We start from the raw sequence: 13,149 nt of genomic DNA on the forward strand, positions 1-13,149 counted from the left end.
GTGCGGGCGCGAACGCCTACGCCGCCCGGGCGCGGTGCCCGCGGGCGCCGGAGCGGCGCCGCAGCGCGGCCAGCGCCACCACGGCCAGACACAGCCCCCACAGCGGCCACAGCCCCCAGCGCGAGGCCCACTGGGCGTAGGGCGTGAGGCCGCTGCGGCCCTGCACCGTGGCCGCGAGGCGCCCGCGCGTCAGGCGTGGCAGCTGGTGCGTGACCACGCCGCGGTGATCGATCACGGCGGTGGCGCCGGTGTTGGTGGCGCGCAGCATGGGCCGCCCCAGTTCCAGCGCACGCAGGCGGGAGATCTGCAGGTGCTGGTCGATGGCGACCGTGTCGCCAAACCAGCCGATGTTGCTCAGGTTGACCAGCACGGTGGGCGCGCGGGCGGGGTCGCCAAACGCGGCGGCCAGCTCTTCGCCAAACAGGTCTTCGTAGCAGATGTTCGCGGCGAGGCGCTGCCCGGCCCAGGCCCAGGGTGCCTGCGCGAGCCCGCCCCGGTCGAAATCGCCCAGCGGGATGCGCATCAGGTCGATGAACCAGCGGAACAGCGGGGGCACGAATTCGCCAAACGGCACCAGGTGGTGTTTGTCGTAGCGGTGAAAGCCGGGTTCGGCCGGCAAGGTCTTTTCGGTGGCGGCGAGCGCGCGCGCCGCTGACTCGGGCGAGATGCCCCAGGCGGAATTGGTATAGCCCTGCTCGTAGCTGCCCAGAGGCAGGCCCACCATCGCGCCGACCGGCTGAGCCCCCGACTGCCGCGCCAGCCCCCCCAACAGCGGTTGCCAGAATTCCACGCCCAGTTGCCGGGGCAGCAGGGGAATGGCGGTCTCGGGCGCCACCACCAGTTGCGGGGCGTCGGCACCGGCGCGCATGGCCTCCGCTATCTGCTGCGGATACCAGTTCAGCGCCTGCGCCAGGCCGGTACCCGGCTCGAACTTCTGGTCCTGGGGAATGTTGCCTTGTAGCAGCCACACACGCAGCTCCCCACTGGCTGCCGTGCCGCGTTGCCCCAGGTCGCGCCAGCGCTCGCCCGCGAACAGGCTGAGCAGCAGGGCGCCCAACAACAGCAGGCCGAGCCACGAACCCACCAGCCCGGGCTGCCCCGCCGACAGGCGCCGTCCCCCCGGGCGACGCCCCGGCGCGGGCTGGCGCGCCGGGCCGAGCAACCAGCGCTGGGCCTGGTTGCCCAGGCCGGTCAACAGCGAGGCCAGGGCATAGGCCAGCAGGGCGGCCAGCGCGCCCATGCCGTACACGCCCACCCAGGGCGCCCAGGCGGCCATCAGGTCCACCTGCGCATAGCCCCCGGCGCCCCAGGGAAAACCGGTCAGCCAGCGCCCGCGCACCAGTTCGGCCAGGGTCCATACCGCGGCGAAAAGGACCGCCTGCGCGCTGCGCGAGCGCGGCGCGCAGGCCACCAGAAGCGCCGCCGCCAGCGCGTAGTACAGCGCCAGAAACGCCGCCAGCGCCAGCACCGCCAGCGCGGCCAGCCAGGCCGCCAGCCCCCCGTAGGTGTGCATGGAAACAAACAGCCACCAGAAGGTGCCCACCAGCCAGGCGGTGGCAAACAGCCAGCCCCGCCAGGCGGCGGCGCGGGCGCCCCCCGCGTGCTGCAGCGCCAGCACCAGCAGGGCCAGGCTGGCGATCTGCAGCCAACCACTGGGTTGCCCCGGCGTGAGGCCCGGCACGCTCCAACCCGCCAGGGGCCAGGTCAGCGACGCGGCCTGCAGCGCGCCGGCCAGCACGCAGACCAGCAACCACCCCAGGCCGCTGCCGCGCGCCGGGCGGCCCGGCGGCTGGCCACTGAGGGGAGAAAAACTCGAAGGCGTGTGCAGGTTGCCGAACAGACTGCGCATGGGATGTGAGTCCGGAGGGCTCACTCGCCCGAAGGGAGCGTCATCACTTTGAACCACTTGACCGCGCCACCCTTGGTGTGCAGCACGACAAAGCGCAGGTGCTCGATTTCGTGGAACTCGCCGCGTTTGGGCACGTGGCCCATGGTGTGCGCGATCAGGCCGCCGATGGTGTCGAAATCGACCTCGGGCAGCTTCAGGCCAAAGGACTCGTTGATGCGTTCGACCGGCGTGTCGCCACTCACGCGCCAGGTGCTGTCGGCCAGGGCGAAGATATCGCCCTCGTCTTCGGCCACGTCGAATTCGTCTTCGATCTCGCCGACGATTTCTTCCAGCACGTCCTCGATGGTGATGAGGCCGGCCACACGGCCGAACTCGTCGATGACGATGGCGAGGTGGTTGCGGTTGCCGCGGAACTCGCGCAGCAGGTCGTTCAGGCCCTTGCTCTCGGGCACGAAGGTGGCCGGGCGCAGCAGGGCGCGGATATTGAGTTCGGGCGCGCGCTGCAGTTTGAGCAGGTCTTTGGCCAGCAGGATGCCGATGATGTTCTCGGTGTCACCCTCGTACACCGGAAAGCGCGAGTGCGCGGTGTCGATGACCTGGTGCAGCAGCTCGTCGTAGGGCGCATCGATGTTGAGCACATCCATGCGCGGGGCCGCCACCATCACGTCACCGGCGGACATGTCGGCGATGCGGATCACGCCTTCGAGCATCACGCGCGACTCGGCGTTGATGATGTCGTTGTCCTCGGCGTCGGCGAGCGTTTCGATCAGCTCGTCCTTGGAGTCCGGCCCGGGGTGAATGAACTCCGCGAGCTTTTGCAGGAAACCGCGTTTGTCTTCGTGCCGCAGGCTGCGCTGCGGCCCACTACTGGGAGGGTTGTCGGCCACGGGGGAAAGGGTTGGTTGAGACAGCGGCAAAGGATACCGCATGCGCATGACGTGGGCCACAGCCTGCGAAATCAGGGATGGCCCAGGCCAGCACACGCGGCGGAACCGGCTTCGCCGGGCCGCTCGCGTGGTCCCCCTTCCAAGGGGGAAGCCGAGTCAGCGGCGCTGGGGCTTATCGCACCCGTTCTCGCGCTTCCCGAACGCCCTGGCGGATTTCCTGCAGCAGGCCCAGCACGCTCCAGAACTGTTTGGCCTGGGCCTTGAGGTGGTAATCGGTGATGGCGACCTGCTGGTTGACCAGTTCGGTCACACGCGAATCAAAGTCGGCCGGCGGCAGGCGCAAGTGGGCTTCGCTTTCCGGGCCATCGCGCTCGATGAGCGCGCCGGCACGCCGGGCGATCTTGAGCATGGCGGTGTTTTCCGTCAGGGCATGGACAAACAGCTGGCTCACGCCTTCGTTGCGGGCGTGCATGACCGCGCGCTCGAACAGGCGGCGGCCGTACCCCCGGCCACGCGCCGCCCGGGCCACCGAAACACCAAACTCGGCGCAGCTGGTGCAGCTCGGGTCCACCGAAAAGGCCAGGTGCGCCATGGCGATCAGTTTCAGCTTGCGGTTGAAGATGCCAACCAGCTCGTCGCGCTCGAAGTTCAGCTGGTGCACGTAGCGGCGGATCTGCTCGTCGTTCGCGGCGTAGCCGAAACGCAGGTAGCGGTCGTGCGGCTCCAGCGCCAGCAGATGGGCGGCAATGTGCTCGATCTGCCCGGGGCCGATGGAGCGGATGGGCACCACCACCGAACCCGTGCCCGGCGCGGAGGTGGCTTTGGGTTCGTCGCGCGTCGGCGCGGGCGCGGCCAGCGGCGCCCGCGCAGCGGGCGGGGCCGACTTGAACCAGGAAGCGGGGTTGAGCATGCGGGGAATATAAGGGTTTTCCCTATATCGACAAGGACATGGCTCACGAATGACCCCACAACCCGACGGAAGGGTGAGAGGCCTTTGCCAGGGGGCCTTTACAGCGGCAAGGCGGTGGTGCTCTTCACGCGGTCCATCACGAAACTGGTCTTGCAGTCCTGCACGCTGGGGTGTTTGAGCAAGGTGTCCATCATGAAGCGCGAATACGCGGCCATGTCGGCCACCACCAGCCGCAACTGAAAGTCCATCTCGCCGGTGAGCGCCGCGCATTCCACCACCTCGGGCCAGCCCAGCACGCTGGCGCGGAACTGGTCCATCGGGTTGCGCTTGGCGCTCTCGGCGTGTTTTTCCAGCCGCACGTTCACATAGGCGGTGAGCCCCAGGCCCACGGCCTCGGGTTTCACCAGGGCCACGTAGCGATCGATCACGCCCGCGTCTTCCAGCCGCTTCACCCGGCGCAACACCGCGCTGGGCGACAGGCCCACGGCCTCGGCGATGAGTTCGTAGGTGACCCGGCCATCGGCCTGGAGACTGCGCAAGATGTGGCGGTCGAGCTTGTCAAGTGCTTGCATATTCTGAATTTAGCAGGATTCCTGCGAAAAGGACAAACGGTACGCCCCAAAACGCTGGAATCGTGACAACCTGCGCCGATACAGTGGCGGATCACCTTCTTCCCCACACGGAGACAACCATGAACGCTGCCTTGCCCCTTTCCGCGACCGCCGATGCCACCGAATGGGCCAACCCCATGGGCACCGACGGCTTCGAGTTCATCGAATACGCCGCACCCGACCCCGTCGCGATGGGCGCCCTGTTCGAACGCATGGGCTTCAAGCCGGTCGCGAAGCACCGCCACAAGGCCGTCACGCTGTACCGCCAGGGCGAGATCAACTTCATCATCAACGCCGAGCCCGACAGCTTCGCCCAGCGTTTTGCCCGCCTGCACGGCCCCAGCGTCTGCGCCATCGCGTTCCGCGTGCAGGACGCCAAGGCCGCGTACGAGCGCGCCATTTCGCTCGGCGCCTGGGGCTACGCGCACACCGCGGGTCCGGGCGAGTTGAACATCCCGGCCATCAAGGGCATCGGCGACTCGATCATCTATTTCATCGACCGCTGGCGCGGCAAGAACGGCGCGAAGGAAGGCGAGATCGGCAACATCGGCTTCTACGACGTCGACTTCTACCCCCTGCCCGGCGCCGAGCTGAACCCGGTCGGCCATGGCCTGACCGTCATCGACCACCTGACGCACAACGTGCACCGCGGTCGCATGGCCGAGTGGGCCGGCTTCTACGAGCGCATCTTCAATTTCCGCGAAGTGCGTTACTTCGACCTGGAAGGCCAGCAGACCGGCATCAAAAGCAAGGCCATGACCAGCCCCTGCGGCAAGATCCGCATCCCGATCAACGAAGAAGGCAACGACAAGGCCGGCCAGATCCAGGAGTACCTGGACCGCTACCACGGCGAGGGCATCCAGCACATCGCCCTGGGCTCAACCGACCTGCCGGCCACGGTGGACGCGCTGGAACTCAGCGGCGTGAAGCTGCTGACGACGGGTGACACCTACTACGAGTTGCTGGACAAGCGCATCCCCGGCCATGGAGAGAATGTGGCCGAACTCCAGCAGCGCAACATTCTGGTGGACGGCCATCCTGGCGAGCTGCTGCTGCAGATCTTCAGTGAGAACCAGTTGGGCCCGATCTTCTTCGAGTTCATCCAGCGCAAAGGCAACCAGGGCTTTGGCGAGGGGAATTTCAAGGCGCTGTTCGAGAGCATGGAGCTCGACCAGATGCGCCGCGGCGTGCTGAAGGCCTGACCGCCACCGGCGGTGTGGCCGGCCCGATCGTTCGCGGGCCACCCTGAGCAGCGGGATCACCGGGCTTCAGCGCCGGCGATCCCGTACAAGATCGCGGCGCTGCCGGACCTGTCGCTCTGACCCATGGACTAGGAAACCGCGCGCTCGCCCGATGGGTTCGCGGTCGATGTGCGCAACGCCAGCGACCCGCGCACCACCTCGGGGTGGAACGCCATCGCCACGTGCGCCGCGCCGATGACCAGGCGGTTGTCGGCCCCGGGCAGCGTGGCGGTGGACGCCGGGAAGACGATGTTGTCGGTGTTCGAGTACCAGCAGGTGAACCCGGCGTAGGTGGCTTGCGGCGCCTTCTGGGCTTCGCGTTGCTGCAGGCCCCGCAACCACCCGTTGTCCCGCCGCATCTGGCGCCCGTTGGTCACCCGGCTGAATTGCGCGAGCCAGGTGCCGGTGTGTGGACTGCCGATGGTCACCACATGACGGACCCGCGCGCCCGCATCGGGCATGGCGGCCAGCCAGGCGCGTGCCGCCAGGCCACCCATGCTGTGACAGACCAGCAGCGGCGGCTGTCCGGTCAGGGCCTGGGCGCGGCACACGGCGTCTTCGATGAGCGGCACGTAGTCGTCGATGGAGCCGAACACCGGCTCCAGATTGACCGAGGTGTAGGGCACGCCCAGGGCGCGCAGTTCGCGCATCCACGGCAACCACAGACCGCGGTTGCACACGAAGCCGTGAACAAACACCACCGCAGGCCCCGTATCGCCGACCGCCTGAGTCGCCTCGTCATCCGGCAGGCAGCGCCAGCGAAACGGCTGGCGCCAAGAAAACACCTGCGGCGCCACCCGCACCTCCTGCCACCAGGCCCCCACCAGCTCTGCGGCGCTCGCGCGCGGCGCCGGGTCCCCCTGGTTGACACCGGCCACGGCAAGGAACTCCACCGCGAGCACGATCGCATAGCCGAACACCAGCACCGCCGCCCCTGCAAGCGCCAAAAACGGCGACCGTTCCCACGTCAGCCAGCCCCAAACCACCACCAAGGCCACGGTGGTGAGCACAATGGTCTGCTGCATCCGCGCCAGACGTGAAGGAGCGCGCCCAAGGGCGGACCGGTCGTGCAGGGGTTGGGGGTTCTGAGTCATTTTTGGACTATCGCACGTGCAGCGACGTGGCGCACGGTCCTGGCTAGAGCCATGTCTCTATGCCTCCAGTGCCCTCGCACGGCTAGACTGGTCGAGCCATGAGCCACACCCACCCCGCCGCAGAACAGATCCGGGCCCATCTGGCCAGGGTCACGCACCTGCGTGAACAAGCCCACACCGCCGGCCTGGCCCAGGCGGTGCACGAGGTCAAGCAGCTGCAGGCACGACGCTTTCGGGGGACTTATGCCGACTGGCTGTCCCACCCCATCTATGGCGCAGCGACCCGCTTCTTTCTGGAAGAGCTGTACGGCGAGCACGACTTCACCCAACGCGACGAACAGTTCGGCCGCATCGCCGGAGCCATCGAACGGCTGTTTCCCGAAGCGGTGGCCCAGCTGGCGGTGGACATGGCAGAAACCCATGCCCTCACAGAGACGCTGGACCAGCAGTTGGCGCACCACTGGCTGGCCCTGGATCCCGGAATGCCCGCGGCCGAGCGCTACATCCTCAGTTGGCGGCGCACGGGGGAACGCCCCCAACGCGAGCGGCAACTGGCGGTGGTGCAACACATGGGCCGGGAGCTGCAACGCCTGACCCGCATGAAGTCCCTGTTGATCGCGCTCAAGCTGATGCGCCGCCCCGCCCAGGCCGCCGGTCTTTCGGCACTGCAACAGTTTCTGGAAGACGGGTTCGAGGCCTTTGGCGTTCTGGGCGACGCCACACCGTTTCTGGCCACCATTGCTCAACGGGAGAGCCTTTGGATCGAGCGGCTGTTCGAGGAAGACCTCGCGGTTTGCCAGCGGGGATTGAGCAGCGAGCTCGCCCGAGCCTGAGTCGTGCGACGATCTGGCCTGAGCTTTGGGCGACAGCACCCTAGGGCTGGCCCTGTGTGCCGCGAAAAGGGGGTCCGCCAGAATGGCGCGATCCACAACGATTCCGCCCCGGCTCTCATGAACGCACCCTGGCTGTCCCACTACCCTCCCGGTGTTCCGCACGACGTCGAGCCCGAACAGGTCCGCTCGTTGGCCGTGCTGCTCGAAGAATCGCTGCGCAAGAACGCGCGCCGCCCCGTATCGGTCTGCATGGAACGCTGGATGTCCTATGGCGAACTGGACCACCACAGCGCCGCCCTGGGCGCCTGGCTGCAGGCGCGCGGACTGCCTGCGGGCGCACGGGTTGCCGTCATGCTGCCCAACGTGCCGCAGTTTCTGGTGGCGATGGCGGCCATCGTGCGGGCGGGCTACACCGTCGTCAACGTGAACCCGCTGTACACCGCCCGCGAGCTTGAACACCAGCTCAAAGACAGCGGTGCAGAAGCCATCGTCATTCTGGAGAACTTCGCCACCACGCTGGAAGCCGTCATCGACCACACCGCCGTCCGGCATGTGGTGGTGGCCAGCCTGGGCGACCTGCTGGGCTTCTGGTATGGCCGCTGGCTCAGCTTCGCGGTGCGCCACCTGGCGAAGATGGTACCCGCCTACAAGCTGGCGAAGAGCGGTCCGCTGGGCCCCCGCACCATTGTCAGCTTTCGCCATGCGCTGGCAGAGGGAGCCACACTCACGCTCAAACCCAGTACGGCAACCCTCGATTCGGTGGCTTTCCTGCAATACACCGGTGGCACCACCGGCTTGTCGAAGGGCGCAGTGCTGACGCATCGCAACATCGTTGCCGCCGTCCTGCAAGCCGATGCCTGGTTCCAACCAGCCCTGGCGCGCGTGGGAGAAATACACAACACCAACGCCGTCGCGGCCCTACCGCTGTATCACATCTTCGCACTCACCTTGAGCCTGTTGACCATGCGCTGGGGCGCCCATATGACGCTGATCCCGAACCCACGCGACGTCGCTCAGTTCGTGGGGACACTCAAGCGCCGTCCGTTCCACCTCCTGCCCGCCGTCAACACCCTGTTCAACGCACTGTTGCAGAACCCACAGTTTCGCCAGCTCGACTTTTCCAGTCTGGCGTTGTCCCAGGCCGGTGGCATGGCAGCGTCCGAGGCCACGGCCAGAGACTGGCTGGCGATCACGGGCTGCCCCATGATCGAAGGCTGGGGCATGAGCGAGACCTGTGCCATCGGCACCAACAACCCTGTGACCAACTGCGAGTTCAGTGGCACCATCGGCCTGCCGCTACCGGGCATCACCATCGCCATCAAGGACGACGAAGGAAACGACCTCCCCCAAGGCACAGCCGGTGAGATCTGCATTCGGGGACCCAACGTGATGACCGGTTACCACAACCAACCCGAAGAATCCGCCCGTGCGTTCACACCCGATGGCTTCATGCGCACCGGCGACGTGGGCATCATGGACCCGCGCGGATACACCCGCATCGTGGATCGCAAGAAGGACATGATTCTGGTTTCGGGCTTCAACGTCTTCCCCAACGAACTGGAAAACGTCATTGCCTTGTGCCCGGGCGTGCTGGAATGCGCCGCCATCGGCGTCGAAGACGCCAAACAAGGGGAGGCGATCAAGGTTTTCGTGGTCCGAAGCGACGCCAGCTTGCGTGAGGAAGACGTGGCCCGCTACTGCCACGACAACCTCACCGGCTACAAGCGGCCCAAATACATCGAGTTCAGGGATGAATTGCCAAAAACAAACGTCGGCAAGATCCTGCGACGTGCCCTGCGGGCGGTGAACTGAATGCTCGCCATGGCTTGCACATGAGCCGTCCGGCCATTTCCAATGTGTTCGCTGCTGCGGGTGTCACCGTTTTCGAGCGCGGCTGGCTGTCGGCGAACAACGTCCTGCTGCAGGGCGATGGACCCAGTGCCCTGATCGACTCCGGGTATGGCAGCCATGCCCAGCAGACCGTGGCACTCGTGAGCCAGTCCCTTGGGCACTCCACACTGGATCTGCTGCTCAACACCCACTTGCACAGCGACCACTGTGGTGGCAACGCAGCGCTCCAGGAGCGCTACCCGGCCCTGCAGACCTGGATTCCCCCGGGGCAGGCCGATGCCGTCGATCGCTGGGACACCGTTGCGCTGACGTATGCCACCACAGGGCAAGAGTGCCCCAGGTTCACCCAGCAAGGCCTATTAAGGCCTGGATCCACGGTGCGACTTGGCTCCCTCGATTGGGAGATCCATGCGGCCAAAGGGCATGACCCTCATTCCATCATTCTGTTTCAACCTGCCATGAGATTGCTGATCTCCGCAGACGCTCTATGGAACAACGGATTTGGCGTGGTGTTTCCCGAACTGGAGGGCGTGGCCGCATTTGACGAAGTCGCTCAGACGCTGGACACGATTGAAATCCTCCAGCCAGAGACCGTCATTCCCGGTCATGGCCAGCCATTTCAGGACATTGAGGCAGCGCTTGCACGCGCACGAACCCGACTTCACCAATTTGTCAACGCACCAGCCAAACACCATCGACATGCAATCAAAGTGCTCATCAAGTTCAGATTGCTCGAGTGGCAATCCATTGAGCGGGAAGATTTGCTGGCCTGGGCAAGAAATACACCCTATCTGTGTGCATCCATGCCATCCGAGCGTCGCGACCATCTGGAAGAGCAGCAAGCGTGGCTGGACGATCTATTGGCCGAGCTGGAGCGCAGCAGAGCACTGCACATTCAAGGCACTCGGGTCATCAATGCTTAAACCCCATCTGACGCTTCGGCCGCTGGCAATGGGACAGAAATAACAAAACCCAAAAAGCCCAAACCCCCAGGTACACGAGGTACGAGGGGGTTTGGGGGGCTTGTAAGAGCCTGACGATGACCTACTTTCACACGGGAACCCGCACTATCATCGGCGCAAAGGCGTTTCACTGTCCTGTTCGGGATGGGAAGGAGTGGTACCACCTCGCTATGGTCGTCAGGCATAACTTGTTGTCCTGGCTGTGCACGCGCACAGCCTGAACGAATTCATAGAGTATCGAATCAGCTATTTTGATTGCTGCCAACGATCATGGTCAGATCGTTTGATCATGACCACAAGGGCATAAACATGACATCCACTCTGACGACAAACGTCAAAGTTATAGGGTCAAGCCGCACGAGCAATTAGTATCAGTTAGCTTAACGCATTGCTGCGCTTCCACACCTGACCTATCAACGTCCTGGTCTTGAACGACTCTTTAGGGGGCTCAAGGCCCCGGCAGATCTCATCTTGGAACGAGTTTCACGCTTAGATGCTTTCAGCGTTTATCTCTTCCGCACTTAGCTACCCGGCAATGCCACTGGCGTGACAACCGGTACACCAGAGGTGCGTCCACTCCGGTCCTCTCGTACTAGGAGCAGGCTTCCTCAAATCTGCAGCGCCCACGGAAGATAGGGACCAAACTGTCTCACGACGTTTTAAACCCAGCTCACGTACCTCTTTAAATGGCGAACAGCCATACCCTTGGGACCGGCTACAGCCCCAGGATGAGATGAGCCGACATCGAGGTGCCAAACACCGCCGTCGATATGAACTCTTGGGCGGTATCAGCCTGTTATCCCCAGAGTACCTTTTATCCGTTGAGCGATGGCCCTTCCATACAGAACCACCGGATCACTATGTCCTGCTTTCGCATCTGCTCGACTTGTCAGTCTCGCAGTTAAGCACGCTTATGCCATTGCACTATTAGCACGATGTCCGACCGTACCTAGCGTACCTTCGAACTCCTCCGTTACACTTTGGGAGGAGACCGCCCCAGTCAAACTGCCTACCATGCACTGTCCCCGATCCAGATAATGGACCTAGGTTAGAACCTCAAACACACCAGGGTGGTATTTCAACGTTGGCTCCACAAGATCTAGCGACCCTGCTTCAAAGCCTCCCACCTATCCTACACAGATCTGTTCAAAGTCCAATACAAAGCTACAGTAAAGGTTCATGGGGTCTTTCCGTCTTTCCGCGGGGAGATTGCATCATCACAAACATTTCAACTTCGCTGAGTCTCTGGAGGAGACAGTGTGGCCATCGTTACGCCATTCGTGCAGGTCGGAACTTACCCGACAAGGAATTTCGCTACCTTAGGACCGTTATAGTTACGGCCGCCGTTTACTGGGACTTCGATCAAGAGCTTGCACCCCATCAATTAATCTTCCAGCACCGGGCAGGCGTCACACCCTATACGTCCACTTTCGTGTTTGCAGAGTGCTGTGTTTTTAATAAACAGTCGCAGCCACCAATTTTTTGCAACCCATTCGTGCTCAGATGTTCTCATCACACTACTAGGGCACACCTTCTTCCGAAGTTACGGTGTCAATTTGCCGAGTTCCTTCTCCAGAGTTCTCTCAAGCGCCTTAGAATACTCATCTCGCGCACCAGTGTCGGTTTGCGGTACGGTCAATTACAAGCTGAAGCTTAGTGGCTTTTCCTGGGACCTCGTTCAGTTACTTCGCGAGCAAGCTCACTCGATCGACAGCCTCGGTATATGACACGCGGATTTGCCTACGTGTCGCCTACATCTGTCTAAACCGGCACATCCAACCGCCGGATAACCTATTAAGATCCGTCCCCACATCGCACTTGTAATCGGTACAGGAATATTGACCTGTTTCCCATCAGCTACGCATCTCTGCCTCGCCTTAGGGGCCGACTCACCCTACGCCGATGAACGTTGCGTAGGAAACCTTGCGCTTACGGCGAGGGGGCTTTTCACCCCCTTTAACGCTACTCATGTCAGCATTCGCACTTCTGATACCTCCAGCATCCTTTACAAGACACCTTCACAGGCTTACAGAACGCTCTCCTACCACTTGCAATAAATTGCAAATCCGCAGCTTCGGTAACTGGCTTAGCCCCGTTACATCTTCCGCGCAGGACGACTCGATCAGTGAGCTATTACGCTTTCTTTAAATGATGGCTGCTTCTAAGCCAACATCCTGACTGTTTTAGCCTTCCCACTTCGTTTCCCACTTAGCCAATTTTAGGGACCTTAGCTGGCGGTCTGGGTTGTTTCCCTCTTGAGTCCGGACGTTAGCACCCGGTGCTCTGTCTCCCAAGCTGTACTCGTCGGTATTCGGAGTTTGCCTTGGTTTGGTAAGTCGCCATGACCCCCTAGCCAAAACAGTGCTCTACCCCCGACGGTAATACTTGAGGCACTACCTAAATAGTTTTCGGAGAGAACCAGCTATTTCCAAGTTTGTTTAGCCTTTCACCCCTATCCACAGCTCATCCGCTAGTTTTGCAACACTAGTCGGTTCGGACCTCCAGTACCTGTTACGGCACCTTCATCCTGGCCATGGATAGATCACTTGGTTTCGGGTCTACACCCAGCGACTGAATCGCCCTATTCGGACTCGGTTTCCCTACGCCTTCCCTACTCGGTTAAGCTTGCCACTGAATGTAAGTCGCTGACCCATTATACAAAAGGTACGCAGTCACCCCTTTCGAGGCTCCTACTTTTTGTAAGCATGCGGTTTCAGGATCTATTTCACTCCCCTCCCGGGGTTCTTTTCGCCTTTCCCTCACGGTACTTGTTCACTATCGGTCGATGATGAGTATTTAGCCTTGGAGGATGGTCCCCCCATATTCAGACAGGATTTCTCGTGTCCCGCCCTACTTTTCGTTAGCTCAGTACCACACAGGTCTTTTCACGTACGGGGCTATCACCCACTAT

Annotated in this window: 9 protein-coding genes and 2 rRNA genes (1 of these 11 running past the window's edge); 4 read left to right on the plus strand and 7 right to left on the minus strand. The window is 62.9% G+C overall.

From position 1 onward, the window contains the following. Positions 1–16 precede the first annotated feature (16 nt). The 4 genes from lnt to KIH07_RS00625 form a co-directional block, all read right to left on the minus strand. Positions 17–1,849, minus strand: a complete 1,833-nt coding sequence (lnt, locus tag KIH07_RS00610; protein WP_226490124.1) for an apolipoprotein N-acyltransferase — start codon at positions 1,847–1,849, stop codon at positions 17–19. Positions 1,850–1,869: 20 nt separating this feature from the next. Then, on the minus strand, positions 1,870–2,736 hold the full coding sequence (locus tag KIH07_RS00615) for an HlyC/CorC family transporter (protein ID WP_226490125.1): 867 nt from the start codon (positions 2,734–2,736) through the stop codon (positions 1,870–1,872). A 172-nt stretch (positions 2,737–2,908) separates the two neighbouring features. Continuing rightward, positions 2,909–3,646 (minus strand): GNAT family N-acetyltransferase, encoded by a 738-nt coding sequence (locus KIH07_RS00620; RefSeq protein ID WP_226490126.1) that lies wholly within the window; start codon positions 3,644–3,646, stop codon positions 2,909–2,911. A gap of 98 nt (positions 3,647–3,744) precedes the next feature. Then, positions 3,745–4,218: an Lrp/AsnC family transcriptional regulator gene (locus tag KIH07_RS00625; RefSeq protein WP_226490127.1), complete on the minus strand. Its 474-nt coding sequence runs from the start codon at positions 4,216–4,218 to the stop codon at positions 3,745–3,747. A 119-nt stretch (positions 4,219–4,337) separates the two neighbouring features. Between KIH07_RS00625 and hppD the strand changes: the two genes are divergently transcribed. Continuing rightward, on the plus strand, positions 4,338–5,459 hold the full coding sequence (gene hppD, locus KIH07_RS00630; RefSeq protein ID WP_226490128.1) for a 4-hydroxyphenylpyruvate dioxygenase: 1,122 nt from the start codon (positions 4,338–4,340) through the stop codon (positions 5,457–5,459). 128 nt (positions 5,460–5,587) lie between these two features. On the opposite strand, the gene KIH07_RS00635 is transcribed toward hppD, so the two are convergent. Then, positions 5,588–6,523, minus strand: coding sequence for an esterase/lipase family protein (locus tag KIH07_RS00635; protein ID WP_226490129.1), 936 nt, complete (start codon positions 6,521–6,523; stop codon positions 5,588–5,590). A gap of 167 nt (positions 6,524–6,690) precedes the next feature. Here KIH07_RS00635 and KIH07_RS00640 point away from each other — a divergent pair, with 167 nt between their 5' ends. From KIH07_RS00640 to KIH07_RS00650, 3 genes are all read left to right on the plus strand, one after another. Then, the gene (locus tag KIH07_RS00640; RefSeq protein WP_226490130.1) at positions 6,691–7,425 is read left to right on the plus strand and encodes an FFLEELY motif protein; all 735 of its coding nucleotides are present in this window, start codon (positions 6,691–6,693) and stop codon (positions 7,423–7,425) included. A gap of 117 nt (positions 7,426–7,542) precedes the next feature. Further along, complete coding sequence (locus KIH07_RS00645) at positions 7,543–9,237, plus strand: AMP-binding protein (protein WP_226490131.1); 1,695 nt, start codon at positions 7,543–7,545, stop codon at positions 9,235–9,237. 20 nt (positions 9,238–9,257) lie between these two features. Beyond that, entirely contained in the window at positions 9,258–10,199 is a 942-nt protein-coding gene (locus KIH07_RS00650; protein ID WP_226490132.1) for an MBL fold metallo-hydrolase, read from the plus strand. Between the two features lie 108 nt (positions 10,200–10,307). On the opposite strand, the gene rrf is transcribed toward KIH07_RS00650, so the two are convergent. Together rrf and KIH07_RS00660 are read right to left on the minus strand one after the other, a co-directional pair. Beyond that, positions 10,308–10,420, minus strand: a 5S ribosomal RNA gene (gene rrf, locus KIH07_RS00655). Positions 10,421–10,582: 162 nt separating this feature from the next. Further along, positions 10,583–13,149, minus strand: a 23S ribosomal RNA gene (locus KIH07_RS00660) (it continues 312 nt past the right edge of the window).

The sequence above is a fragment of the Hydrogenophaga taeniospiralis genome, assembly GCF_020510445.1.
In the GTDB taxonomy this organism is placed as follows: Bacteria; Pseudomonadota; Gammaproteobacteria; order Burkholderiales; family Burkholderiaceae_C; genus Hydrogenophaga.

Excerpts from the sequence above, each read along its gene's own strand:
- KIH07_RS00650 (WP_226490132.1), top strand. The coding sequence starts at position 9,258 with ATGAGCCGTCCGGCCATTTCCAATGTGTTCGCTGCTGCGGGTGTCACC.
- KIH07_RS00625 (WP_226490127.1), bottom strand. The coding sequence starts at position 4,218 with ATGCAAGCACTTGACAAGCTCGACCGCCACATCTTGCGCAGTCTCCAG.
- hppD (WP_226490128.1), top strand. The coding sequence starts at position 4,338 with ATGAACGCTGCCTTGCCCCTTTCCGCGACCGCCGATGCCACCGAATGG.
- KIH07_RS00620 (WP_226490126.1), bottom strand. The coding sequence starts at position 3,646 with ATGCTCAACCCCGCTTCCTGGTTCAAGTCGGCCCCGCCCGCTGCGCGG.
- KIH07_RS00645 (WP_226490131.1), top strand. The coding sequence starts at position 7,543 with ATGAACGCACCCTGGCTGTCCCACTACCCTCCCGGTGTTCCGCACGAC.
- KIH07_RS00640 (WP_226490130.1), top strand. The coding sequence starts at position 6,691 with ATGAGCCACACCCACCCCGCCGCAGAACAGATCCGGGCCCATCTGGCC.
- KIH07_RS00635 (WP_226490129.1), bottom strand. The coding sequence starts at position 6,523 with ATGCAGCAGACCATTGTGCTCACCACCGTGGCCTTGGTGGTGGTTTGG.
- lnt (WP_226490124.1), bottom strand. The coding sequence starts at position 1,849 with ATGCGCAGTCTGTTCGGCAACCTGCACACGCCTTCGAGTTTTTCTCCC.